Consider the following 26,411-nt stretch of genomic DNA (forward strand, 5'->3'; position numbering starts at 1 on the left):
GACAAAAAATGACGCTAGGCGTCATTTTTTAATTCATCGTTAGGTTGCTGTAATGCAGTGTAATCTGTAATACAGTTTCGCCCTTTATCTTTTGACGTATATAGCGCTTTATCAGCAGCTTCAATCCACTTTTCATAGCGTTCAAAATCAGATTGGAAACAGGCAAGACCAATGCTAATCGTCATTTTTATTTGTTCTCCATCAAAATAGATCGAAGAAGCTTCAATTAAACTACGCAGTCTTTCTGCCAATATTTCAGCGCCCGCCTTATCTGTATCAAGGAGTGTTACTGCAAACTCTTCACCACCATATCGACCCGCTACATCTGTTTCACGCAATGTTTTTCTGAGCAAATCCGCAATATGACGTAATGCCTCATCACCACAACGGTGTCCGTATTGATCATTGATTTTTTTGAAGTGATCAATATCAAACATCAATAAACAACTGCTACCAGCACTTCTTTTTATCCTTAAAAACTCTTTTCTGAGAGAGTCTTCCCAGTGACCACGGTTGTTCAATTTAGTTAAAGCATCTGTCTGGCTCATTAGCTCTAATTTGCTATTTAGCTCTTCGAGCTCACTTTTGTTCACGGCTACATCTGTAACATCATAAATAATGATACAAATATGGCTTACTTCACCTCTGACATTAGATAATGGAATAAAAGTCGCATTTTGATACATATGGTCCGCTTTACCTGTGATAGGCCTGTAATTTTTAAAGCGGAATATATAAGGTTGTTGCTCCCATATGGTGAACGAGCGATTTTTTAAAACAAATACTGATTCTGATTTACTGCGAAACCACTTCTCATCAATCGAAGGAAAAAGGTCGAATAAGTCTTTATCTTTTACAGCACTTGGCAATAAACCCGAATGATTTTCCATAAAACCATTCCAGATACACACTTTATATTCGCGATCTAACACTACCAAGCCGACATCGACAGTGTTAAACATATCCATTAACCAATGGATTTCATTCATATTAAAATCAGCTGCTGGCATAATGTTAGTCTTCTAATAGGTACGCAACTTTGTATTTCAAAGTCTTCATTGAATCTTCGGTGAATAACAGCATTAAATCACAATTTATATTATGGTTTTCAATACCGTAACTGATCTCAATCGCAAGGGTGCGTTGCCAGCGAGATTTATTCGCTTTCACTAAGTCAGACACATCACAGTGTTGACCTAGCACGACCGGGTGACCTTGGCTAAACGTCATATCTAACTGGCGAGAAAGGCCGGTTAAAATGGCGCCAATTAAGATATTACTAATATCCATTAATAGCTCAAGTTCAATATTGTTATTTAGCTCGCCTTCGTAATTCATTAACGAAGCAATTTCTTTGAAGCTTGAGTCATTTAAAAGTAATAATGCCTCACCCGACACACCACCACCAATAAAGCCCTGGCATACGCCTGAAGTAGTTGCATTTGCATCAATTGAGCGCAATGCCATATCTAATTCATTAACTTCAAGGATATTAACATTAGGTATCGGCAGTTCGACAAACACGTTTAACAGTCGAGCAAGCAGGTCCCCTGCTTGACCCATAGCAACATTGGTTAGCTCCTGATAGATATCCCGCACATCGGGGTCGACTTGCTCCCCTAACTGGTGTGCTAAACGCTCACGCATGGCTTTGTCTTTAATACCATGGTGTTCAATAATATCGGCAAGCTTTTGAGCGTCACAGGGTTTTTGAATAAAGTCAATTGCACCTAAACCGAGTACCCGCTGATGGGCGTTCGGTTGTATATCACCAGACACCACAACAGTGAGTACAGAAAGAGATTGATTTTGAATCTCTTGCAATACTTCGTAGCCATCCATTTTTGGCATGTTTAGATCTAGAAATAGGATTTCTGGTTGTATGGCTTTGATCTGCTCAATGCAATGCTCACCATCTTCAGCAAACTCAACTTTGATATCCCAATCATCTGGTAGCGATCGTGCTAATTGTCGCCGTGCTAGCTTTGAGTCGTCGCAAATTAATACCGATGTTGACATAGCTTCTCTCTGTTTTGCCGTTGCACGTATTTAGTATACAACATGCTTTTATTGTTATTTGTCAGCGAATAAACGTAAATCTGTGCAATATGTTAATCAATGTAACCAATATTTACAATTTTAAATTTCAGTAAACTCTTTGTCCCATTCGTTGATTATAATACACTGAATGCAATTGCGTTAATTTTAAAGGAAATACCTTATGCTTAGATTGCTTACTTTTGCTTTGTGTAGCTTTTGTGCCACTACTTTTGCGGCTGATATTGGCCAAAATACCTTAGATGCCGGTAAGGTATCAGCTCAATCAAAACCTGTTACTCTGCTAGGCACGGGGGTTGAAGTAGATCAGCAAGCTCCAAATTTTAAAGTCGTTAATGATTCATTTGCCCCTGTTACTCTGAAAGACTATCAAGGCAAAGCCGTTTTAATCAGTGTTGTACCAAGCCTAGATACCGGTGTTTGCAGTATTCAAACTAAACATTTCAATGAAAAAGTAGCTGCGCAATTTCCCTCGATTGCCATGCTTACAATCAGTGCTGATTTACCTTTTGCTCAAAAGCGATTTTGTAAAGCTGAAAATATAGACAAAATCACGACGTTATCAGATTCTGTTTGGCGTGACTTTGGCCAGAACTATGGACTAATTATTAGAGATATGGGCTTGTTAACACGTGCAGTATTTGTATTAGATAAAGAACATAAAATTGTATACAAGCAGTTAGTTGATGAGTTGTCTAAAGAGCCTAATTACGCGCCTGTCATTGATGCAATGAAAACAATTTAAGCCATGACGTATTAAAAACCGTAGTTATAAAAAACCATAGTTATAAAAAAACCGCCAAATTTGGCGGTTTTTTACTTTAGGCACTTTTTAGCCTAATAATTCACCTAGCTGTTGGCTTACCGCTTCAACTGCTTGAGTACCGTCTAATTTATGGTACTGGGTGTTACCCGCTTTTGCTTCTGCTTGGTAGTAATCAACCAACGGCATAGTTTGCTCATGGTAAATACCTAAACGTTTGCGTACTGTTTCTTCAGTATCATCGGCGCGGATGATTAAATCTTCACCTGTTACATCGTCTTTGCCTTCCACTTTTGGTGGATTATAAACAATGTGGTAAACGCGACCAGAGCCCGGATGAACACGACGTCCGCCCATACGCTCAACAATGATTTCATCAGCAACGTCAAATTCGATAACGTGGTCTACTACTACGCCATTTTCTTTCATTGCATCTGCTTGTGGGATTGTGCGCGGGAAACCATCTAACAAGAAACCTTTTTCGCAATCTTCTTTAGCGATACGCTCTTTCACTAAACCGATGATGATATCATCAGAAATTAACTGACCTGCATCCATTACTTTTTTAGCTTCTAAACCCAGTGGTGTGCCTTCTTTAATTGCTGCACGTAACATGTCACCAGTAGAAATTTGTGGAATACCGTATTTGTCCATCAAAAACTGAGCTTGAGTGCCTTTACCTGCACCCGGCGCGCCCAAAAGAATAATGCGCATATCATTGTCCTCGGTTGATACTGTTCTGAACAAGCAGCCCAGTAGTATTTATCTTAAAGATTGAATTCTTCCATAAGCGCTTGCGATACTCAAGCAACTTATACTAATTGCTTATCCGTAATTAACAAAAAAGGGAGCTATTTGCTCCCTTTTTATTCAATGACACATCTAATGCTATTATTTACTAAGATCGAGCATCAATTTATTCAAACGAGTCACAAAACCAGCAGGGTCTTTAAGCGTACCACGCTCTGCAAGCAATGCTTGATCAAGTAATACATTTGACCACTGACCAAACTTGTCTTCATCCTGCTCAACATTAAGGTGCTTAACAAGCTGATGATCTGGGTTAAGCTCAAAAATTGGTTTCGCTTCTGGTGCAGTTTGACCCACAGATTCCATTAGCTTTTGCATTTGCGAGCTCATGTCGTTATCGTCGCTAACTACACACGCAGGCGAGTCAGTTAAACGATGCGTAAAGCGTACATCTTTAACGCTTTCACCGAGTGCAGTTTTAATGCGCTCAATTAAGCCTTCAACTTCTTTTTCAGACTCTTCTTGCGCTTTCTTCGTTTCTTCGTCATCCAAGTTACCTAGGTCAAGATCGCCTCGGGTAATTGACTTGAACGGTTTTTCAGAGAATTCTGTTAAGTGGCTCATCATCCACTCATCAACACGGTCGCTCATTAGTAATACTTCGATACCCTTCTTACGGAAGATCTCTAAGTGTGGTGAGCTTTTAGCCGCTGTAAACGAATCAGCAACAACATAGTAAATAGCATCTTGCTCTTCGTTCATACGTTCAATGTACTGCTCTAATGAAACGTTTTGAGCTTCTTCATCTGTGTGCGTTGAAGAGAAGCGTAGTAATTTAGCAATCACTTCTTTGTTGGTCGCATCTTCAGCTGGACCTTCTTTCATTACTTGACCAAATTCGTTCCAAAATGTTTGGTAATCATCGGCTTTATTTTTCGCCATGCGCTCAAGCATTTTTAAAATACGTGAAGTACAACCCTTACGAATAGCTTGTGTCACTTTGTTATCTTGTAAGATTTCACGCGATACGTTCAACGGTAAATCGTTTGAATCAAGTAAACCTTTTACAAAGCGTAAGTAGCTTGGCATAAACTGCTCAGCGTCATCCATTACAAACACACGTTGTACGTAAAGTTTTAAGCCACTTTGACGTTCACGGTTCCATAAGTCGAAAGGCGCTTTTTTAGGGATATAAAGTAGGCTTGTGTATTCAGTTTTACCTTCAACTTTATTGTGACCCCAGCTTAGCGGCTCTTCCCAGTCATGACTTACGTGCTTGTAGAACTCTTTGTATTCATCTTCAGATATTTCAGACTTATCACGAGTCCAAAGTGCTGTAGCGCGGTTAATGCTTTCCCAAGCAGCAGGCTCTGCTGGTGTTTTTTCGCCATCTGGGCCTTCAGACTCAGGTACTTCCTCTTTATACATTTGTACTGGTGTAGAAATGTGATCAGAATATTTAGTAACAATGCTACGCAGGCGCCAATCATCAGCAAATTCAGCTTCGTCTTCACGAAGGTGCAGAATAATGTCTGTACCACGGCCTTCTTTTTCAATCTCTTCTAGGGTGTACTCGCCCTCACCTTGTGATTGCCACTCAACACCTTTTTCTTCGCCAGCTTTACGAGTGCGAACAGTCACTAAGTCAGCCACAATAAACGCTGAATAGAAACCAACACCAAATTGACCAATTAACTGTGAATCTTTGCTTTGGTCGCCAGTTAAGTTTTTGAAAAACTCAGCTGTGCCCGATTTTGCAATAGTACCTAATGAGCTGATAACTTCATCACGGGTCATACCGATACCGTTATCTGAAATAGTCACAGTTTTTGCATCTTTGTCTGCACTGATACGCACACGTAAGTCCGCATCGCCTTGGTATAAATCACCATTTGAAAGCGCTAAAAAGCGTAACTTGTCGGCCGCATCTGAGGCATTAGACACAAGTTCACGTAAAAATATTTCTTTATTTGAATAAAGCGAGTGGATCATTAGGTTTAATAGTTGTTTAACTTCTGTTTGAAAGCCTAATGTTTCTTTTTGTGCTGCAGTCATTGTGTAAATCTCCAATTAGCAAATTGTCTGCGTTATGCACTTAATATGGGGCGCGCAGAATGAACTTCAAGGGATAATTTAAAAAAGGTGTGTGATCAGAAGTAAAAAGTGTATGAAATTAAAAAGCCTGTACTTAATTTAATAAATACAGGCTTTTTTAAAGCTTTTAGGACTATCACGTTATTAGGGTCTGTTGACCTTTGTGGATTAAGACTTGCTCAAACTAGGGGCGGTTTAATCGCGGCGCGAGGTTTGTAACCTAGTGGGCTAAGTCAAACCCTGGCTACAAAGAGTAAATCGCCCCTAAGCAGAACCCGAACGAAGGGCAGCGCCTGTTAACCTTGCAAGGTAAACAGACCCTAGTCTTGGCTTACGGCTTTTCGACCACTAAAGGCATGCATTAAGGTCATGCCATCAAGTAAATCGAGTTCACCGCCTACTGGTATTCCGTGGGCAATACGAGACGCTTCGACTTTATGGCGGTGGCACAATTGTGCAATAAAATGGGCTGTAGTTTCACCCTCAACCGATGGGTTGGTGGCCAAAATTACTTCATTCACTCCACCTTGACGCAATTTGCTCTCTAAAATATCAAGGCCAATTTCGTTTGGACCAATACCGTCAATGGGTGATAAGTGCCCCATTAAGACAAAGTATAAACCTTTATATTGCCCTGTTTGCTCAATCGCCAATACATCTGTCGGTGATTCAACTACACACAAAACGCCACTGTCTTGGCGTTTTGGGCTCATGCAAATCTCGCACTGTGGCTGCTCTGCAAATGTTCGACAAGATTGACAATGTCCTACAGCACTCATCGCTTTAGTTAAAGCATTACCAAGTTGCGTGCCGCCTTTGCGGTCACGCTCAAGCAAATGAAACGCAATGCGTTGCGCGGACTTTGGACCAATGCCCGGCTGGCATCGCAGTGCTTCAATGAGCTGGCTTAAACTTTGTGAAAGTTGCATTGTTTACCTTAGAACGGCATTTTCATACCTGGTGGTAATTGCATGCCACCAGTTACTTTACCCATGCGTTCTTGCGTTTCTTCAGCCACACGACGCACAGCATCATTACATGCTGCTGCAAGTAAGTCTTCAATCATGTCTTTATCGTCTTCCATCAGGCTTTCATCAAGCTCTACACGGCGAACGTTGTGGTTACCAAGCATAGTAACTTTAACAAGGCCTGCACCGGCTTCACCAACAACTTCCATAGTAGCGATTTCGTCTTGGGCTTTTTGCATGCGCTCTTGCATTTGCTGCGCTTGCTTCATCATGTTACCCATTCCACCTTTAAACATAATTCTCTCTCTTTGTGTAATCTTTAATTGTCATGAAGATAAGGGCTATTGTAATGAATTACAATGCCTGGATGCTGTTTTCGTCTATTATTGCTGAAAATAGCTGCTGAAATTGCACGATATTTTCATCTGAATTAATCACATCAATCGCTTGTTGATGACGCCCTACATCTATTTTCTGCTGTATTAAATAGGGTGAGTCAATTACACCCTGCGCAAAATTGATACTGAGCGTTACGTTGTGCTCATAAATACTTGAAAGTGCTGCATCAAGTTTTTGCCTAAGTATCGGTGAATCTAAATGCTTTTGTGACTCGTCAACGTCGATATGTAAATTGTTATCTTGTTTTGTAAAAATAGAATGCAACGCAAATTGGCGCATTCTGCCACCGAGCCCCATTCGCTTGATTAAATAAGCCCATTCATCTTGTTGATGAGCAAACCTGATCTCACTAATTGGACTTTGAAAGTCATCAGGAACTGGAATGCTCGGCGCTTGTTGAACAACCTCTGGCTTTTTTTGTGGGTTAATTTGTTCTAATAACTCAGGCGCCAAATTTTCAGTAATTGTCTGATGTTTATCTTTAAAGTCTACTTTTTTTGTTGCAACTTGATTATTTGAGCGTGTCTGGCTCCCCGACTCTGGGAGCTCTGGCTTTTTTACGGTTTGGCCTGCGTCATCATTTGACCAAGGCGGCGCATCGATAGCTGCTGATTTGGGCTCTGCAGCCTGTTGTGGCTGTGACTCAGGTAATGGCGTTTGAGGTTCAGGTTCAGGGCTAACTCTGTCAGCATGTGTAACTTGTTGCTCAATGGTTTGGGTATTATTAATACTTGTACCAGATAACTTACCTACACCGGATATGTTTCTATCACGTAGAATGCGTGCAATGGCTGATTGTGCTTGTGACTCTTGTTGTGCAATTGAGGTTTGAGGTTCGCTATTATAGCTATTAGCTTCAGGCTCAACGTGTGCTGTTTGGGTTTGCTCATTAAAGCCTTGCTCTACTGCACTACTCATAATGTCATCAAACTGTGTCGCTAACGTTTGTTCAGCGTCACTGTGTTGTTGGTAGGCATCATCTTGACTTTGCTGCTGGGCATGCTCATCGCTGAGAGTGTTTTCAGTACTTGCTTGTGCTTCTGTTTTATTTACGGTTTGAGCGAGTTCATCACGTTGTTCATTGGTGTTGCTTTGCTCAACTTGATTATCCGATGCAATGTCCTTCTCAGGCTGCATATTATCGGCTACATTTACATCACTGTCTGATGACTGGATTTGACGATTAGCCTCAGCAAGAGGAGTTTGCTGCACCATTTTATTTTTATTAATAATATCGCGCAGAGCACTGGCTCGCCCAGCGTTGTTTTGTTTCGGTTGCGCTGTGTTTGATGAGTCTTGCGTTGACAAAGAACCGGTAGGCTCAAAGGCAAGAAGCCTTAGCATGATCATTTCAAAGCCAAGACGCGGCTCAGGCGCCCATTGTAAATCTTTTTTACCATTGAGCAGCAACTGGTAATAAATTTGAATTTGTTTACAGTCGCTTGCTTGCGCTACTTCTTGGATAAACTCTGCATTATGCTCATCTAACTTTGCTGCATCAGGTACTAGCTGAGTTAGCTGAATAAGGTGTGTTAGGCCAATTAAATCATCAAGCAGCGCATTATATTGCGGGTTTTGACTCGCAATTTGTTCTACTTGCATTAACAAAGCTGCCCCATCTTGAGCTAATAAAGCCGCTAAAATGTGTTGGCTGTAGTGATTATCCATCAACCCCAGCATGCGTTGCACTGCTTGATGTTGAATGTTGCCATTTGTTTGAGCAATCGCTTGATCTGTCAAACTTAGCGCATCTCGCATACTGCCATCAGCGGCTTTAGCAATTATATGTAATGCCTGTTGTTCAAAGCTTAACTGCTCTTCGTTCAGTACATACTCTAGTTGCTGTAAAATTTCAGGTTGTGATAACGCATTCAGATTAAACTGTAAGCAACGAGATAAAATAGTAACTGGAAGCTTTTGTGGGTCCGTTGTGGCAAGCAAAAATTTAACGTGCTCTGGTGGCTCTTCTAAGGTTTTCAATAAAGCATTAAAACTATGCTTTGAAAGCATGTGCACTTCATCAATTAAGTACACCTTATAACGCCCACGAGTTGGAGCATATTGAACGTTATCTAGTATCTCACGCGTATCTTCGACTTTGGTTCTCGATGCCGCATCGATTTCTAGCAAATCAATGTAACGCCCCGCTTCAATATCTTTACAACTACTACATTGACCGCAAGGTTGGGCAGAAATACCCTCATCACAGTTTAAGCTTTTAGCAAAAATACGTGCAATGGTGGTTTTCCCCACCCCGCGGGTCCCAGTGAATAAATAAGCGTGGTGCAGTCTATTTTGTGTTAATGCATTAACTAATGCTTGCTTAACATGTGACTGACCGACCAATTCATGAAAGGTCTGAGGTCGCCATTTTCTCGCTAGGACTTGGTAACTCATGTAATTATTCGCCTTCGAATTCAACCAATTTAAGGATATTTATACCCATTTTCTCAATGCGTTGCTCACCACCAAGCTCTGGCAATGACACAACAAACGCAGCATCAGTTGCATTACCACCAAGTTTATTAACAAGCTTAGCAGTCGCTTCAATTGTGCCACCTGTTGCTAACAAATCATCTACTAAAAGTACTTTATCGCCAGGTACAATCGCATCAGTATGCAGCTCGAGCACATCTTCACCGTATTCAAGTTGATAATCTTGAGAAATAACAGCGCGAGGTAATTTACCTGGTTTACGCACAGGGATAAATGGAATTCCTAATGCATAAGAAAGTGGAGCCCCAAAAATAAAACCGCGTGACTCTGTACCAATAATTTTGGTAAATCCTTGGTCTTTATAAGCGTCGATAAACGCATTTATAGTTGCTTGAAATGCAGCTGGATCAGCCATAAGTGTTGTTACATCACGGAACATGATGCCCGCTTTTGGGTAGTCGGCTATCGTTGTGATGCTGTCTTTAATAATCGATGGAGTTGTCATAATTTAAGCTGTTATATCGTTAATATTACAAAGCAGGTAATTATATACCCAAGCGACCCTAAGATGCGAGCTTAGCTGAAATTAAAACGCCCAGATAAAGAATCTAGTTAACCTCAACGCTGGACAACAAATTTATCCCCAGCGGCTACTTCCAACGCTGCCTGCGTTGAATTTACTTGCAATAAGCCTGCTATTGTCGCGTAAATTCGCTTTGTTATCGCTAAAAGTCTCCGACTGGAGACGGATAAATACATTTGTTATTTAATATCAAAACATTAGTGCATTTTTCAACCAGATTTCAAGTTAAATACAATTAAATTAGGACTTATGGCGATATGTACTGCAATAGTTTTGTTTATATGTGCATTTAGATTGATAAAAAACAGCTGTAAAGGAGGGATTAAAACACATTAAAGAGGCTGTACTAAATACAGCCTTATTATATTTAAACTGGTTAAATTACGATAATGTCGTCATCCAACCTAAAATTGCATTCAAGCAACCAATTCCAACAAAAATAGCTAAAAATGCTAAAAAATACATTAAATTAAATGGGTCTTTAAAATCTTTATCTTCCGACATGGTACTACCTTTTATTAAGCGCGACGTTTAAAAGCGCACATGATAATCCATGTGAAATTATCAATAAAGGTTTTCATCCTCATTTTTTGTCACAACAACTCCTTTATGAGCCATTGTCATTAGCGTGCTGTTAGCTCCATCGTGGATTTGTTGTTCACTAAATTGAGGAGCTTGCTGCAATACACAATTACATAGTTCAAAAAAATCAATACCGGGCGTCGTTTCAATAAGAGATAGCAATAATGCTGTCATCGCATTCGTCACAAGAAATTGAATTTCATCTTCATGATCTCTATAAACAACAAAGTAATGCGGTGTTGCACCTGGTTGAGTAGGTATGTAATCTGCGCTAATATTATGCACGGCAAATTGATAACTTAAATTGCGTGCCGTACTACTCAAGAATAAAGGCACTGAAGTGATTGCACTGCCAATAGGTAGTTCGCTCTCGTCTTGTTGACATATCGACACGTCCAATTCAACCCACTCATAATGCGCAAGCTCAATCATAAATATAGGGTCGTTCTTTGCTCGCTCATAAGTATTAACCAGATAATTGACAAACTCCGCAGCAATATCTAAGAAATAAGGTGACTGACAATCATGCTCAATAAAAAATTTCCTGATCAGTTTTTGCCAATCCTCGCGAGAATATAAGGACTTTAAAACCGGAAAACCGGATGAAATAAACCCTTCAATATTATTAAAAAATAAGTCGCGGTAAATAGCCATTCGACGGTCTTCAATTCCATGAGGAAGAGGATTTTCCTTTGGTTGGCGAATATGTTCCATAAAGGCATATTGGATTTTATCAAAAGACATACTACTCAAGCTCGCTTTTTGCTTATTTGGCTATGCTTAATTTGTAATTGAGAAATTGTATCTAACTCTTTGGCTAAAATATCCATAGGTGGGATGTTAAAGTCTCGCTCTAATAACGTTGGAAATACACCATGAACTTCATAAGCCTTATCCAGCAACTGCCAAACAGGGTCAATGACATCAGCACCATGGGTGTCAACAATCAAATCTTCAGCTTCATTATAGTGACCCGCAATATGAATATAATCAATCCGCTCAGAGGGGAGCCCTTGAATAAATTCCATTGAGTCATACTTATGGTTAGTCGCATTTACATAAATATTATTTACATCGAGCAACAATTTACAATCAGCGCGTGAAAGAATCTCTGTCGTGAATTCAAGTTCACTCAATTCTTGCCCAGGGGCTGCATAATACGACACATTTTCAATCGTAATTTGTCGTTCTAATATATCTTGAACTTGCTTAATACGTTTTACTACATGCTTAATTGCGGGTTCAGTAAACGGGATTGGCATCAAATCATACATATGACCTTTACCAGAGCAGTAACTCAAATGTTCGCTGTAACGTTTAATATCATGCTCTTTAAAAAAGCCCTTTAATGATTTTATAAATTCAATATCCAGTGGCTCAGGTGAACCAATAGATAAAGACAAACCATGGCACACAAAATTGTGGGCATTTGTAAGCGACTTAAACTGTTTTTTATAGCGACCACCTAATTTGAGCCAATTCTCAGGTGCAACTTCAAAAAAATCAATTTGGGTAGGTACATGCTCAAGTAATTCGTCAAGCATTTCTCGGCGCAAACCTAAACCCACCATGCCAAACTCACTTACATTTAAGGTCATCTTTATTCCTACTATTTTCCTCAGATAAACAAAATAATATCAGTAACGCATGATGGCTACCTTGTTTACTAATTTTACGCTAAACGGTTAAGTTGTGGCATGGCACTTCTTGATTAATGATGTTGATAACCAATAAAACAAGAAGTGCAACGACAAAGTTTAATGGCTTCCACCACATTTGCCTTCACCACATTTACCTTCTTTTTTGGTTTTCGAGTCTTTCATTTTGGCATGGCCACCACATTTACCTTCACCGCATTTGCCTTCAGCTTTGGCTTTAGCATCTTTTGTTTTTGCATGACCGCCACATTTGCCTTCACCACACTTACCTTCGGCTTTAGCTTTAGCATCTTTTGATTTTGCATGGCCACCACATTTACCTTCACCACATTTTCCTTCGGCTTTAGTTTTAGCGTCTTTGGACTTTGCATGGCCGCCACATTTGCCTTCACCACACTTACCTTCGGCTTTAGCTTTAGCATCTTTTGATTTTGCATGGCCGCCACATTTACCTTCACCACACTTACCTTCTGTTGCGTCTATCTGGTAACCGGTTACTAATTCTTGAAACTCAAACGGATTGGCTTGAGCAGTTGTTGTCACCAAGCTTGCACTGCTGATAACTACCGCACCTAATGCTAACGCAACTGTATTTTTTTTTGCTGTATTCATAATATTATTCTCTCTATCTTCAACGGGTATACTTAATAGACCCACCATTTAGGAAAAACTTTCAAAATTTAACAATAATATTATTTTTTTTCATTAACCGATATTGATTTATCAATCACAGAGGAACAGGTAGACTACGTTTCCCATTTTTTATAGGTATGTGACATTAATGAAACTAGTTTTAGCACCAATGGAAGGCGTTGTGGATTTTAAAATGCGCCAATTACTAACAGATATTGGTGGCTTTGACTTGTGTGTAACCGAGTTTATACGTGTCGTTGATGCACGATTACCTGATAAGGTATTTCATCGATATTGTCCTGAGCTTAATAATAATGGCTATACGCGCGCGGGGACGCCTGTACGTATTCAGCTATTAGGTCAAGTTGCTGACGCTCTCGCGGAAAATGCGGCAAAAGTTGTCGAATTAGGGTCTCATGGTGTCGATTTAAACTTCGGCTGCCCAGCCAAAACAGTCAACCGCAGTAAAGGTGGTGCAGTACTACTCAAAGACCCAGAACACATGTATGAAATAATCAAGGCTGTCCGTAACGCGGTACCTCAAGAGCACCAAGTAAGTGCCAAAATTCGATTGGGCTTTGACGATGATAGTAACAGCCAGGAAATTGTAGATGCTGTGGTAAGCGCCGGGGCTAATAGTATTGCAATCCACGCGCGCACTAAAAGGGATGGCTATAACCCACCGGCATATTGGGAAAAAATCCCGCCTTTAATTAAAGGTAAATCTATTGATGTTGTAGCCAATGGTGAAATATGGCAAGTGTCGGATGCTATTTTGTGCCAGCAACGCAGTACATGCACTGATCTGATGCTGGGACGCGGTGCATTATCACACCCTGATCTGGCAAAAAAAATAAAAGCGCACTTTAATGGCCAGCAATATGATGGTCTTAAGTGGGAGAACATTTTATATCATATTATTCATTCTTCCATGCACCATGATCCAAGTAAAGATGAAAAGTACTTTGCATCAAGGACAAAACAATGGCTTGGCTATTTAAAACGTGAATACAAACAAGCGAGCACATTGTTTGACGAAATCCGACGCTTAAAAACAAAAGAAGATGTTTCTTTGGTATTAAACAAATATGCAATCGCGCCCTAAATTGATACACATCATTATTAACCTCGATTAAATTATGGATAATACCATCATTGTACAATGAGGAAATAAGTTATGAATCAATCACAACATACTTTGGCACGCTTAAACAGTGAACTTACTTCACAGCGTAAGTCACTATTAACTGCTTTAGCGCAATCGAACAGCCTTAGCCATCATTGCTTATTACATACCCTTGAATCGAATAACCCAGAGCGATGGTTAGAGCTCACAGATAAGCAATTGGGTTCTGAATACAGTGCATTGATTAAACGCTTAGAAAAGTTGGAAGCAGCTGTATGCCAAATAGAAATAGGCCAATATGGGTATTGTTGCGATTGCGAAGAAAAAATTGATGCACAGCGTTTGCTAGATGACCCAACTAACCAACGCTGTAGAAAATGTGACCCGGTATAAGTTATAGCTTATTGTCTAACAGCTGTGCGAAGGCAAAACTAAACGCAGGAAAGTAAACAAGGTTTTCAACTGCATATGCTGCTTGCTTATCTGACATTTGAATGCGTTTTTGTAGATTAACTTTTGCTTGTTGCACAGTCCAAGCATGGTAATGAATTCCCAAATCGGTTTCCATCATCGCTAACCAAAATGCCTTGTCTGAATCAGACATTTTCTCAATCTGTAATGAAGCAGAAAGTGGCAAATTATAGTAACTTTGCTCCCAATCAAGTCCCGCAATTAATTCATACGAGTTAAACATTAACCATTTCTCAAGCAATGAATCGCTGTGATCGCCATCGAAAGTTTGAGTGTACCTCTGTTGTTTGGAAAATTCTGCTCTGTTTTGTATTTTAGCTAACCAAATTAATGGAGCATCTGTTTTTTGTGCGAAATAATTTAACTTACTTTGATACCATGACGCGCCATTAGGCAATCCATGTAAACCAACGCTACCTCTAGGTGTATAACTAGATAAGTAGTCACTCAAGCTTTCCAAAGCAACTGAGATATCTTGACTAATACCTTTTATCTCTTCTAATTTTGCAACATGTGACTTAAGGCTGTTTAATTCAATTTTATTCAATTTAAGTTTGCTTTCTAAACCTAACGAGAGCTGTTTGATAGTAAAACCAATCCATTGTGCTATTTCCTGATCAGTTATTAAGTCATTGCTCAACATATTTTCTACAACATTAATATTTGCAGGCCATGGAAAATATCGCGCAGGAAAACGCTCAGAAATACTTAAATAATCAGCTAATTGCTGCTGTGGTTTTGTTAGGTCCATAGCACGTAAAGAGCGATATACATCATGGCGAGTTAGTAAATATGATTCTGAGAAAGGTAGTTTACTATCTAGTGTAATTTCACTAGCTATTGATGTATCTAAAGGCTGTAAAAACTCATTTTGTACTCTTAGTTGTTGCTTAACCTGCTCTATATCTGAATACTTTATTGCAGGCTCACTGCACCCTGTAAGTAACATTAACAAGCATACACCAACATATTTTATCATTTTCAAACCCAAATAGAGGCCTCTTTGATAAGAAGCATTTAATTAATTTATGTGTGTTCAAATAAAAGGAATAAAAAAAGCCCCAAAGGGGCTTTTTAAACTGTAAAGCAATGTATATTAAATTTTCACACCGTTGCGAGCGGCTTTATCTTTAATATATGGAGCCCAACCTTTTGCAAACTTACGTGTGCGTTGGTCATCCATTGCTTTTTGAATCGCTGCATAAGCTTGCTTATACTTTTCTTGATAGTAATAAGCTTCAGCTAAATCTGTATATATAGTTCCTTTTTTGTCAGAACCTAATTCCAGAGCCTTATTCAAACGAACAACGGCAGCACTATAATTTTGCGACTGAAGTAATAACGAACCTGCTTTACGGTAAAGTTCAGCATCGTCATCAAACTTAGCGGCTTCTTCATAATACTTAGCTGCTTCTTCGATATTTTTTGAGCGGTGATAGTTACTCGCTATCGCGCTGATATTTTGTTTATTTCGCTTCACAATCTTATCATTGATAGATTCCTCAAGGACTTTAGCAGCCTTGTAAGGGATCTCATTCAAAGAATAGAAGTTAGATAAAACTTTATAATCAACTTCAGTCTCAAAAAAACCATTTTTGTAGGCTACTTCCATCGTCGCAAGACCTTTTTTATAGTCTTCCGTCTGAAGGTAGTACTTGCCTAAACTAACCCATGCTTTTTTGTCATCAGGCCAGATACGAACAATCTCTTCACCCACTTTTACCATATTGCTATAGTCTTTAAGCTCAAAGTATGAACCTAATTTAAGTTGGTAAGGGCCTTTTTTAGGCTCTTCTTGAAGTTTGATTGCTTTATCTGCAGGCTCAAAAACGTCACGGAATTGTTCTAGCTGGTAATTAGCTTGTGCAATACGGGTATAAACCGTTGCATCTTCCTCACCAGTAAAATCCATCCATCTTACATAAGCTTCTTTAGCTTTTTTGAATTGCTCTGTACCAGCATACATATCACCTAATGTTTTTAAGCTTTGCTCTTGATCTGCAAAGTTCAAAACATCAGGGGCGACAGCTAACTCAAGGTGCTTGATCGCAGTTTTGTACTGCTCTTTCTGACCATACATGCTACCTAGATAGCGGTTAACCGTTGCTTTGTCAAAGTCATCAGAAGGGTCAAGCTCTTTCAGCATAGCGATTGCTTCATCAAGCTTGTCTTCGTTGTACAAATCAAATGCTTTAACAACTTTTTTACCAGTGCGCTCACCCATGATCTTAGTTTTTGCCTTTTTACGCTCTTCAATCTTTGCGTAATCTGGCGCAGCTAAAACCGGTGCAGTAATCACTGCACCCGAGAGAGACATAAGTACCGCAAGTGCTGTTACTTTAGATAAATTTCTCATACTTGCCTCCTTAATTGCCTTGGTTAAGTTTAAAGTCTAATTGAACCTGTAAGCCAACTTGCTTCTGTGGTTTACCATCAATGATCTTAGGACGGTACTTCCACTTTTTAAGTGCACGTTTTGCTTCTCTATCAAAGATTCGTTTAGGGTCTGCGTCAATTACTTCAACGTCTGTAACCCCACCCAACTCATCGATTGAGAATGAAAGTTGTACCCAACCTTCTTTACCATCACGTGCCGCTTGTGTTGGATATTTTGGTTCAATACGAACGATAGGTGTCGCATCACCGTCACGTCCAAATGCACCTGGACCACTTAGGCCACCAGCCGAACTTCCCACATCGATGCTACCCATGTTAAATGACATAGCACCCGGATTAGGGTTGTTAGTTTCCGGCTGAGGCGGCTGCGGTTTAGGCGGCTGCTTTGGCGGTGGTGGAGGCGGAGGCGGAACACGCTTCCTCTCCTGCACCTTAGATTCAGGCGGATTCGTCATAATTTCGACTACGATCTGCTCTTTTTGCTCCGTGTTACGGTCAGCCCCACCAGAGATGAGGAAGGCCATGAAGTAGAACAAGCCGAAAGTAACTGCCCCACCTGCAATCAGTGAAAACAGAAAACGAATCATTACTGATCTCCAGCTATTGAAATTCTCAGGTTGTCACCCGTCGCTTTGATCTGGTCCATAACTTTAACCACAGTGCCATGTTTTGCATCTTTGTCAGCTTGCAAAATTACAACATCTGTAGGTTGTTCTGCTAATAAACTTTCGATCTTTGCTGAAACACGTTCAACATCAACTTGCTGTTTATCAATCCAGATCTCGCCGTTGTCACGAATCGCAATAAAAATGTTCGCATTTTTTTGCTTCGTAGCTTGGGCCGCTTTTGGTTTATTGACTTCGATACCAGCCTCTTTAACGAACGATGTAGTTACGATAAAGAAAATAAGCATGATAAATACGATGTCAAGCATCGGCGTCATATCTACCGCTGCTTCTTCTTCTTCACGAAAACGTTGTTTACGTGCCATATTTAATTCTCTCTCTAGTGATGAGGCATGCTATCTATAAGTTTGGCTTTCACCATTCTCGCTCTTGCCTCAAGGCGTGAGCTAAAGAAAACTCCAGATAGTGCCGCAACCATTCCAGCCATTGTTGGGATTGTTGCCATTGAAATACCAGATGCCATTAAACGTGCGTTACCAGTACCTTGAGTAGCCATCGTTTCGAAAACCGATATCATACCCGTTACTGTACCTAGTAAGCCGATTAAAGGACAAATAGCTACTAATGTTTTAATCAACAACATACGCTGATCTAATTTTTCAGACGCTTCAGAAATCCATGCTTCACGGATTCTGTGTGCGTACCAAGACGTAGTGTCTTGGCGGGCATCCCACTTTCCTACAATTTCCTTCGTCATACGAGGAAACTCAGAAAGTAAGAACCAATAGCGCTCAATCATTAAAACCCACATAAGAAAGAGTGCTATCGCGACCACGTATAATACCTGGCCGCCTGTGCCAACAAAATCCCTGATAGATTCCCAGATCTCCATCAGGACTAGCATTAGGCTTTCTCCTTCTCCGCGTGAGTAGCAACGATACCCGCGCTTTGCTCATCAAGGATGTGTAGTACCGACTTACTGCGACCCGCTACAACAGCGTGAAGAAGGATAAGTGGTAATGCAGCAATTAGACCTAGCGCAGTAGTTACAAGTGCTAGAGAGATGTTACCTGCCATGATCTTCGGATCACCCGTACCGAACAATGTGATTGTTTGGAACGTTAAGATCATACCGATTACCGTACCTAGTAGACCAAGTAGTGGCGCGATTGCAGCAAGGATTTTGATGATGTTGATACCCGCTTCGATGCGAGGCGTTTCACGAAGAATCGCTTCATCAAGCTTAAGCTCAAGGTTTTCAACGTCTTGGTTTTTATTCTCTTGGTACACTTTAAGGATACGACCCAGTGGGTTGTTAGCATTAGGTGTAGACACATTTTTAAGTTGGCTCTTAATTTTACCCGTCGTGATTGTTAAATCAACAAAACGAACTAAGAAGATTAATAAACCAAAGCCTAATAAAGCTGTGATGATATAACCAACTACATCACCTTGATGGTAATATTCCATCAGTGATTTTTTCTGTGTATTGATACGTAAGATAGCACCACGTGTAGGATCCACGTAAACACCTGCGTATTCACCAGCAGAAGTAGCCGCTAAATCATCAATACCTGCAAGGATAAAACCATCTGGTTGCTTACCTAGCGGTTGAATTGATTTAGTCTCAGGTGAATAAATTAAGTAGCCATCGTCTGTAACTAAGTTGAAGTTACCAATACGTGTTACTTTCTTCACAGAAGAGTTACCGTCAAGGCCTGCAACTTCAGTTTCAAATGTTGAAACTTTTGCTGATTCAGTCATTTCAGTTTGAAGTGAAATCCAAAGCTCTTCAAGCTCACGCACTGTTGGTAGTTCTTTTGCAGCAGCAAGTGAACGTAAAATTTCAGCACGGCCTGGCTTTTCAGCAGAAACAAGTGACGCTTCGATTGAACCGATTGCATCTTGTGCAGCACGACGAACAACACCAAACATCTCACCTAAAGTACCTTGTGCACTTTGTAGAGCTGCTGCTTTCTCATTCATTGTATTTTCGTTTTGTGCATATTCTTTAGTTAGACGATCACCACGTGCTTTTTCAGCAGACAACTGGCTTTTCGCTTTATTAAGTAACGCTTGCTTGTCAGCACGAGCTGAAAGAAATTCTTGCTCACGTTGCTTATTGATTTTGCCTTCAGAGATACGCTCTTGCTTAACTTGCTCAAGGATTTTATCTAGAGCATCAGTATTTGCATGTGCATTTAGCGCGGTACCTGCAGAAACAGATAGTACTGCTGCAACAGCAAAACCTTTAAATAGTTTCTTCATTATTGATTACTCCGCGCCAAAGATTGGTAGTTTAACAAGTTCTAATGTCGCTTGCTTACGCGCCATACGAATAACTTCTTTAACAGGTTTTAGGTATTCTTCACCTAATTCTTTCCACTGTTTAGTGTTGTTATCCCAAACCCACGCATGCTTCAAATCGAATGATTGAGCAACATAAGTGATACGACCTAGTTGGCCGAAATCAACGTTGATTGTTTTACCATTGATTTCAAGTGTACCTTGAGACGCAGCAACTAAAGAGCTGTATGCAGCTTCAATTGTGTATGATTCAAGTACTTGACGGAATTTTTCTGAAGTAGTTACAGAAGAAGAAACCATTGTTTCGCGTAATCTTTCAACACGCGCTAAACGAGTCTCAATGTTAAACGGAACGTCCGCTTTGATGAATTGCTCAAGCGTATCGATCATGCGATACATCAAAGGCACAACGTTTTGTTTAGTGTTGTCGATAGTCGCGATTTGGCGATCAAACGATTCAATTTGTGCATTTTGGTCTGCGACCAAACGTGCAACATGATCGTTGTATACTTTCAAAAGCTCAGTTTCATCAACAATGCCACGGTACTCAGCGATAAGCTCTTGAGTTTGACCGTATACGTTGTCAATTTTAGTTTGAGACTTAACCGCAGCCGTTTGAATTTTTTGACCTGCTTTTTGCACGTCATTCAAAGGATCTGCAATCACATTGCTGCTTGCAAATGCAAATGCGCCAACCAACGCAGTTGCTACAAGACTCTTTCTGATTTTAACAGACATAGTTCCCAACCAATTAAGTAATGTTACTTTTATAATTTAATTACCTCCCGAAGGAGACAACCCTGATATCTTTTAATAGATATCAACCCTCCAATAATGCTAAATGCAATGCACGCTGTCAACTTGATGTTTGGAATTAACCATAAATAAATTGTGCTAAAGAAGTTTAGCTAACATTCAAAAAAACAAAGGATTAACACAAATGTAACAATGATAGTGTAGAGTATTCTGCAAAGGCTAGTGTTGATAGCTATTTTGAGATGCAAAAAAAATAACAAAACATAAATGTAACATTTTATTATTACGTTTTAGGCATCATAAAAAGTTTAGAAAAATTTCATTTCAGCTTAGTCATTCAGTAAAAAAGCGTTTTTATTCAGCTAATGATGACAAATTAATCGTAATTTATCATCTTTTAGAAGCTAATTTGCACACTGTGAATTGAACTTTACAACAAGTCCATTATAAAGAGTCGTTATCAACCAGTTTTGCTAAAGAGATTACTGAGTCAACGCCCAACTTTTCAAAGATTTTCGTTTTGTAAGTACTCACCGTTTTATTACTAATAAACAGTTTTTCTCCGATATCCTTATTTGAGGCGCCCTCAACGAGGTGTTTCATCACCGTTAATTCTCTTTCCGTCAGAATTTGATCGATATCTTTGTCATGTGTTAAGAGATCTTCTTGAGGAAAAAAGGTGAAGCCTTTCAAAATTAATTCAACGGCGGATGTTATGTTTTCAAGGCTTTCGGCTTTGTTTATAAAACCTTGCGAGCCTAATTTTGCTGCCGTTCTGATAATATGCTTATCCTGCTTAGCCGATAAAAATAACACACGCCCTTTGTAACCAGCCAAACAAGCTCGTTTATACAAGCTAAACCCATCAGATTCTTCTAGTTCGATATCGAGTATTATCAAATCACACTTATTAACCCTTAAGTACTCAAGTGCTTCCTTTTGGCTTGCTACTGCATAAATACCATTTACTAAAGCTGATTTGCTTAACGCTGTTTTAATCGCTGCGCAGACCATTGGGTGGTCATCAACAACAAGTACATCATGTGTTGTGTTCATTTACTAGCAAACCTTTACTTAGTATTCTCATTTCTTAATTTTAGTGTAAACCCAGATTATCGGTAGCGTGTTTACATTATTTTTATTCTATTAACTTTCACAGAACTCAGTAAGTAATAGCGTAAGTATAATATAGATAAAACAAGCTGATTAGTTTCAGACTGTAACAATCTTCACTGGAAGTTTACAACGAGGTGCGAGAATACCCAATTTAGCTAACTTGATACAGAGTTAAACAACTCTTTACATGAATTTCATAACTAATCATTTATCAATTTATATAAGCTAATAATTTAGTATTGAGTAGATTATGAGAAGTAGTGGGGGTTTTTGGAGAATTATGGTGAAACAGAGACCTGTTTCACCAAGATGAACTTAGGTTCACATAATTAAATTATGCTACTTCTACGTTCTCAGCTTCAGGGCCTTTTTGACCTTGCTTGATGCCGAAAGACACTTGTTGGCCTTCGCTTAGAGTGCGAAAACCTGAGCCTGTAATAGCGCTGAAATGTACGAATACGTCAGGACCATTTTCTTGTTCAATAAAACCGAAGCCTTTAGCTTCGTTGAAGAACTTAACTTTACCAGTAACCGTGTTTGACATACTAAATTTTCCTGTAAGTCAATAATTAAAATTCAGCCAGATTGGCTATATCCTCCCTGAGTGAATGCCCAAAAACGTTGGGGTATAGTACAGGAAGAAGCAAAACCATTAACCGGTAACCTTACACGCCGCACAATAACCGTAAATTCTATACGCAAAAACTCAAAGCAAGATAAGGTTAACACAATAAATCCGTTTTAGCTCTATTAATTAAAAAAAAATTTATAAGCTGTGATTCAAAGGGTTAAACACAGCTTTACAAACTAATATTAGGGCTAAAAAATCCAGACTTTGGCTTTATTTTGACTGTTTATTTTACTTGCCAGTCAATAATAGACTCAGCTTTTATTGGCACAACATGGTCACCACCGAGTGGATAGCTAGCTGGCACAGTCCAAGGTTGCTTTACCAAAGTAATGGTATCTGAATTACGCGGCAAACCATAAAAGTCTGGCCCAAAATGGCTAGCAAAACCTTCTAATTTATCCAAAGCGTCTGCATCTTCAAATGCTTCTGCATAAAGTTCTAGTGCTGCATGGGCGGTATAAGCGCCTGCGCAACCACATGCAGCTTCCTTCTTATCCTTATAGTGTGGCGCTGAATCAGTGCCTAAAAAGAACTTTTTACTACCACTTGTCGCAGCTTCAATAAGCGCTTGTTGATGCGTATTGCGTTTTAAAATTGGTAAACAATAATAGTGAGGTCTAATCCCTCCTGCTAACATATGGTTACGATTATAAAGTAAGTGGTGAGCAGTAATTGTTGCTGCGACATTATCAGAAGCATTTTTAACAAAATCAACCGCATCTTTAGTCGTGATATGTTCAAGTACAATCTTTAAATCAGGGAAGTCATTAACAACATCGCCCATAATAGTGTCTAAAAACACTTTCTCACGGTCAAAGATATCAATCGACGAGTCAGTTACCTCGCCGTGTATAAGTAATAACATCCCCACTTCTTGCATTGCTTCAAGGACTGGGTAGATTTTCTTCATTGAAGTAACACCCGAATCAGAATTTGTAGTAGCGCCAGCTGGGTATACTTTTGCTGCAACAATTTTACCTGTTGCATGTGCTTTTTTTATTTCATCTGCTGTCGTATTATCTGTTAAATAAAGCACCATTAATGGTTCAAAATTACCCTGAGGCCCGGCAGCGAGTATTCGGTCTCTATAAGACAATGCTGTTTCAGTGCATATTGCTGGCGGTACAAGGTTAGGCATAATAATTGCCCTGCCCATGTAACGACTGATATCTCGAACTGTATCTTTAAGCTGATCACCATCACGTAAATGTACGTGCCAATCATCCGGACGAGTAAGGGTTAATGTATGGGTGTTTTGATTTTCTTGATTTGACATTACTTATTTCCACGGCTGAATTTAGCTGATCATAGGCATATGGAGCAACTGAGTAAAGTAATATCCTCGATTTGTTTGTTTAAGTCCTTTGGTTGATATCACACCAATGTGTACTACACTTTACAGCATTGATAATTGTATTTGATATATTTTTTGTACCTTGGTTAATATTAAGTTAACGTATGACTATAATTAAAAATATAAACAGCTTCAGACTCATTTATGTCGAATAATGTAGACTCTCCTACCCCATTAGAGCTCAAAACTGAACAGTTGAGTATTATCAATCAATTTTCTTCTAGTCTTTTGCAGCTTGATGAACTTGATGAGCTATTTGAGTACGTCACGACTCAAGTTGTAAAACGCTTAGGCTTTGTAGATTGCGTTATTTACCTTGCCGACGAAAAAAGTACCACGTTACATGAAGTCGCAGCGATGGGCGTTTCACCTATTGCAACAGACTACTATATCGAACGAAATATCATCCCTTTTAATCAAGGTATAACTGGTTATGTTGCAACCACTGGTCAAGCAGTAATTATTGGTGATGTCAGCTCTGATGTCCGTTACATTGCAGACGCACGGCCAGCGATGTCTGAGTTATGCGTGCCACTTATTTACAATTCAAAAGTATTAGGCGTTATCGACTGCGAACACCCTGCTCGAAATTACTTCACTGACGCTCACCTTGAAATACTCACAACGGTGGCGCATTTATTAAGTGCAAAAATCAACCAGGTAAGAACAGTAAAAAGCCTGCAAAAAACGGTAAACCAGCTTAATGATGCGCAAAAGCTTGAGACTACCTTATTACAAATTGCTAACTTAACGTATCAGGCGAGCGATCTGGACGCATTTTTAGAATCACTGCATAATATTATGACCAGCTTGCTTCGCACAGATAACTTTTTAGTTGGTTTATATGATAAAAACATCGATGTGCTTGAGATTGTTTATATTATAGAAGAAGGTGTACGCTCAAATGCACATAAAAAAGTATCAAAAGAGCAATTAAAGCACACGGCTTCTTATTATATGCTAACCGCAGAACAGTCTTTACTGTTAGATAGAGTTGAATATCAGCAGCATATTGATGCAGGCCATTTTAAAATGGTTGGTCGTCCTTCAGAATCCTGGCTTGGTGTACCCTTTGATGTGAATGATCACACAACAGGTGTGATCGTGGTACAAAGCTACCAAGAGAAATACCACTACAGTGAACACGACAGAAATATTTTAACCTACGTAAGCCGCCAAATTAGCATGGCAATAGACAGGCAACTGTCCCGCCAAGCTTTAGAGCATCGGGCTTTACATGATGAACTAACAGGCTTAGCAAATCGCTCATTATTAATCGAACGAATGAAGCACGCTATTTTAAAATTAGCTAGAGAACCTAAAAAGGTGAGTCATTGCTTACTTTATCTCGACTTTGACCGCTTCAAAAGTATCAATGATTCTTTGGGCCATGAAGTTGGTGATCACTTTTTAATTGCTATTTGTGAGTTAATCAAAGGAACGATTCGCAACACGGATACATTTTCGCGATTAGGGGGGGACGAATTTGCTATTTTTATGGAAAATATTAGCCATAAAAATCAAGTTAATGAAGCTTTGAGCAGAATTGAAACCGTTTTATCTAAACCATTAAATGTTGACGGCCATTTACTACAAGCCTCAACGAGTATTGGCGTTGCATTTACCCAAAGCAGCGAAGATGAAGCATATAAATTGCTTCAACATGCTGATGCCGCAATGTATGAAGCGAAGTCAACGGGACGCGGTCAAGTGAGGTTTTTTAACGGTACAATGCGGAAAAAACTAAAAACTCATGCTGATATTGAAAATGACTTGCAACATGGCATTGAACACAATGAATTTGAACTGTTTTACCAGCCTATATTTACAATTCAGAGCAGTGAAATAATTGGCTTTGAAGCTTTAGTAAGATGGCATCACCCTAATAAAGGTTTTGTTTCTCCAAACGACTTTATCCCTGTAGCTGAAAATACCGGCCAAATAATAAATTTAGATCTACATTTACTCGATTTGGCAGGACAACAAATTGCGGCTTGGGTGTCACAAAAAAAGCGCTTCTTAAGAGTTACAGTAAATGTATCATCAAGACACTTTGCCAGCCTCGATTTTGTTCCACAAATTCACTCCATATATAATAAGTATCAATTACCGCTTGGCTCTTTATGTTTAGAAATTACCGAATCTGGATTAATTGAAAACCTAGAATTAGCGACTCAGATCATCGAGGGGCTAGCCCCTTTAAAAGTAAAACTTTGCCTAGATGATTTTGGCACAGGGTATTCAGCACTTGGTTATTTGCACCAACTACCTATTCATGTGCTAAAGATAGATAAAAGCTTTATAGATAATCTACAGGGTGACTCTAATCCACTTGTGGGCGCCATTCTATCCCTTGCATCGTCTTTAAAATTGGATGTTGTTGCTGAAGGAATAGAAACAAACGAACAATTAGCTATTTTACAAAATACACAGTGCGACTTTGGCCAAGGCTTTTTAAAGTCTAAGCCATTACCTGCCCTTGAAGCGATAAGCTTGATAGATAAGCCTCTTTAATTCACCTTTAAGACACAAAAAAGCCCTGAAAATTCAGGGCTTTTTTATCAACATTAGCTGTCTTGTCCTGAAATGTGTTTACACATTTAGGACTTATTTATGAAGACCACCGAAACTAAAGGCACTAAGCGTACTCAACGAGATTATACATTGGGCTTTAAACTATCCATTGTTGAGCTGGTAGAAAAA

General features: G+C 39.5%; 26 protein-coding genes. 4 read left to right on the top strand and 22 right to left on the bottom strand.

The genetic code is table 11. The annotated features are described in order from the left end of the window. Positions 1-14 precede the first annotated feature (14 nt). Both C7Y70_RS17155 and C7Y70_RS17160 read right to left on the bottom strand, forming a co-directional pair. The gene (locus C7Y70_RS17155) at positions 15-1,010 is read right to left on the bottom strand and encodes a diguanylate cyclase (protein ID WP_099297054.1); all 996 of its coding nucleotides are present in this window, start codon (positions 1,008-1,010) and stop codon (positions 15-17) included. Between the two features lie 4 nt (positions 1,011-1,014). Next, positions 1,015-2,019, bottom strand: coding sequence for a response regulator (locus tag C7Y70_RS17160; protein WP_135476084.1), 1,005 nt, complete (start codon positions 2,017-2,019; stop codon positions 1,015-1,017). A gap of 202 nt (positions 2,020-2,221) precedes the next feature. Between C7Y70_RS17160 and tpx the strand changes: the two genes are divergently transcribed. Next, positions 2,222-2,803, top strand: coding sequence for a thiol peroxidase (gene tpx, locus C7Y70_RS17165; RefSeq protein ID WP_135476086.1), 582 nt, complete (start codon positions 2,222-2,224; stop codon positions 2,801-2,803). A gap of 87 nt (positions 2,804-2,890) precedes the next feature. On the opposite strand, the gene adk is transcribed toward tpx, so the two are convergent. The 10 genes from adk to C7Y70_RS17210 form a co-directional block, all read right to left on the bottom strand. Beyond that, positions 2,891-3,535, bottom strand: coding sequence for an adenylate kinase (gene adk, locus C7Y70_RS17170; RefSeq protein ID WP_099297048.1), 645 nt, complete (start codon positions 3,533-3,535; stop codon positions 2,891-2,893). Positions 3,536-3,712: 177 nt separating this feature from the next. After that, on the bottom strand, positions 3,713-5,626 hold the full coding sequence (htpG, locus tag C7Y70_RS17175; RefSeq protein ID WP_135476088.1) for a molecular chaperone HtpG: 1,914 nt from the start codon (positions 5,624-5,626) through the stop codon (positions 3,713-3,715). A 359-nt stretch (positions 5,627-5,985) separates the two neighbouring features. Beyond that, the gene (gene recR / locus C7Y70_RS17180; protein ID WP_099297046.1) at positions 5,986-6,594 is read right to left on the bottom strand and encodes a recombination mediator RecR; all 609 of its coding nucleotides are present in this window, start codon (positions 6,592-6,594) and stop codon (positions 5,986-5,988) included. An 8-nt stretch (positions 6,595-6,602) separates the two neighbouring features. Continuing rightward, complete coding sequence (locus C7Y70_RS17185) at positions 6,603-6,929, bottom strand: YbaB/EbfC family nucleoid-associated protein (RefSeq protein WP_099297045.1); 327 nt, start codon at positions 6,927-6,929, stop codon at positions 6,603-6,605. A 58-nt stretch (positions 6,930-6,987) separates the two neighbouring features. Beyond that, entirely contained in the window at positions 6,988-9,429 is a 2,442-nt protein-coding gene (dnaX, locus tag C7Y70_RS17190; RefSeq protein ID WP_135476090.1) for a DNA polymerase III subunit gamma/tau, read from the bottom strand. A gap of 4 nt (positions 9,430-9,433) precedes the next feature. Beyond that, the gene (gene apt / locus C7Y70_RS17195) at positions 9,434-9,973 is read right to left on the bottom strand and encodes an adenine phosphoribosyltransferase (protein WP_099297043.1); all 540 of its coding nucleotides are present in this window, start codon (positions 9,971-9,973) and stop codon (positions 9,434-9,436) included. Between the two features lie 459 nt (positions 9,974-10,432). Next, positions 10,433-10,555 (bottom strand): hypothetical protein, encoded by a 123-nt coding sequence (locus C7Y70_RS20775; protein WP_272897230.1) that lies wholly within the window; start codon positions 10,553-10,555, stop codon positions 10,433-10,435. 60 nt (positions 10,556-10,615) lie between these two features. Next, complete coding sequence (locus C7Y70_RS17200) at positions 10,616-11,377, bottom strand: putative DNA-binding domain-containing protein (RefSeq protein ID WP_135476092.1); 762 nt, start codon at positions 11,375-11,377, stop codon at positions 10,616-10,618. A gap of 5 nt (positions 11,378-11,382) precedes the next feature. Continuing rightward, positions 11,383-12,204: a DUF692 domain-containing protein gene (locus tag C7Y70_RS17205; RefSeq protein ID WP_099297106.1), complete on the bottom strand. Its 822-nt coding sequence runs from the start codon at positions 12,202-12,204 to the stop codon at positions 11,383-11,385. A gap of 186 nt (positions 12,205-12,390) precedes the next feature. Continuing rightward, entirely contained in the window at positions 12,391-12,903 is a 513-nt protein-coding gene (locus C7Y70_RS17210; protein ID WP_135476094.1) for a hypothetical protein, read from the bottom strand. Positions 12,904-13,072: 169 nt separating this feature from the next. On the opposite strand from C7Y70_RS17210, the gene C7Y70_RS17215 reads away from it, so the two are divergent. Together C7Y70_RS17215 and C7Y70_RS17220 are read left to right on the top strand one after the other, a co-directional pair. After that, positions 13,073-14,029 carry a tRNA-dihydrouridine synthase gene (locus tag C7Y70_RS17215; protein WP_135476096.1) on the top strand — a complete coding sequence of 319 codons (957 nt, stop codon included), beginning with the start codon at positions 13,073-13,075 and terminating at the stop codon, positions 14,027-14,029. A gap of 72 nt (positions 14,030-14,101) precedes the next feature. Beyond that, on the top strand, positions 14,102-14,443 hold the full coding sequence (locus tag C7Y70_RS17220; RefSeq protein ID WP_135476098.1) for a conjugal transfer protein TraR: 342 nt from the start codon (positions 14,102-14,104) through the stop codon (positions 14,441-14,443). A gap of 1 nt (position 14,444) precedes the next feature. On the opposite strand, the gene C7Y70_RS17225 is transcribed toward C7Y70_RS17220, so the two are convergent. The 10 genes from C7Y70_RS17225 to pyrC all read right to left on the bottom strand — a co-directional run bounded on the left by C7Y70_RS17225 (position 14,445) and on the right by pyrC (position 23,630). Next, positions 14,445-15,500 carry a hypothetical protein gene (locus tag C7Y70_RS17225; protein WP_099297039.1) on the bottom strand — a complete coding sequence of 352 codons (1,056 nt, stop codon included), beginning with the start codon at positions 15,498-15,500 and terminating at the stop codon, positions 14,445-14,447. 117 nt (positions 15,501-15,617) lie between these two features. Beyond that, complete coding sequence (locus tag C7Y70_RS17230; RefSeq protein WP_135476100.1) at positions 15,618-16,877, bottom strand: tetratricopeptide repeat protein; 1,260 nt, start codon at positions 16,875-16,877, stop codon at positions 15,618-15,620. Positions 16,878-16,887: 10 nt separating this feature from the next. Continuing rightward, positions 16,888-17,505, bottom strand: a complete 618-nt coding sequence (locus C7Y70_RS17235) for an energy transducer TonB (RefSeq protein ID WP_135476102.1) — start codon at positions 17,503-17,505, stop codon at positions 16,888-16,890. Next, positions 17,505-17,909: a biopolymer transporter ExbD gene (locus C7Y70_RS17240; RefSeq protein WP_087531729.1), complete on the bottom strand. Its 405-nt coding sequence runs from the start codon at positions 17,907-17,909 to the stop codon at positions 17,505-17,507. The genes C7Y70_RS17235 and C7Y70_RS17240 overlap by 1 nt, the downstream gene beginning before the upstream one ends. A 14-nt stretch (positions 17,910-17,923) precedes the next feature. Next, positions 17,924-18,448, bottom strand: a complete 525-nt coding sequence (locus C7Y70_RS17245; RefSeq protein ID WP_087531730.1) for a MotA/TolQ/ExbB proton channel family protein — start codon at positions 18,446-18,448, stop codon at positions 17,924-17,926. Then, entirely contained in the window at positions 18,448-19,812 is a 1,365-nt protein-coding gene (locus tag C7Y70_RS17250; RefSeq protein WP_099297036.1) for a MotA/TolQ/ExbB proton channel family protein, read from the bottom strand. Before C7Y70_RS17250 ends, C7Y70_RS17245 begins: the two co-directional genes overlap by 1 nt. Positions 19,813-19,818: 6 nt before the next feature. Then, positions 19,819-20,589 (bottom strand): DUF3450 domain-containing protein, encoded by a 771-nt coding sequence (locus tag C7Y70_RS17255; RefSeq protein WP_099297035.1) that lies wholly within the window; start codon positions 20,587-20,589, stop codon positions 19,819-19,821. Between the two features lie 462 nt (positions 20,590-21,051). Beyond that, positions 21,052-21,663 carry a response regulator transcription factor gene (locus tag C7Y70_RS17260; protein ID WP_099297034.1) on the bottom strand — a complete coding sequence of 204 codons (612 nt, stop codon included), beginning with the start codon at positions 21,661-21,663 and terminating at the stop codon, positions 21,052-21,054. A gap of 394 nt (positions 21,664-22,057) precedes the next feature. Then, positions 22,058-22,267, bottom strand: a complete 210-nt coding sequence (locus C7Y70_RS17265) for a cold-shock protein (protein WP_016707789.1) — start codon at positions 22,265-22,267, stop codon at positions 22,058-22,060. A 310-nt stretch (positions 22,268-22,577) separates the two neighbouring features. Then, positions 22,578-23,630 carry a dihydroorotase gene (gene pyrC / locus C7Y70_RS17270; protein WP_099297033.1) on the bottom strand — a complete coding sequence of 351 codons (1,053 nt, stop codon included), beginning with the start codon at positions 23,628-23,630 and terminating at the stop codon, positions 22,578-22,580. A 222-nt stretch (positions 23,631-23,852) separates the two neighbouring features. Here pyrC and C7Y70_RS17275 point away from each other — a divergent pair, with 222 nt between their 5' ends. After that, entirely contained in the window at positions 23,853-26,222 is a 2,370-nt protein-coding gene (locus C7Y70_RS17275) for a GGDEF domain-containing protein (RefSeq protein WP_099297032.1), read from the top strand. Positions 26,223-26,411 lie beyond the last annotated feature (189 nt).

It is taken from the genome of Pseudoalteromonas sp. KS88, from assembly GCF_004766475.1.
Classification (GTDB): Bacteria; Pseudomonadota; Gammaproteobacteria; order Enterobacterales; family Alteromonadaceae; genus Pseudoalteromonas.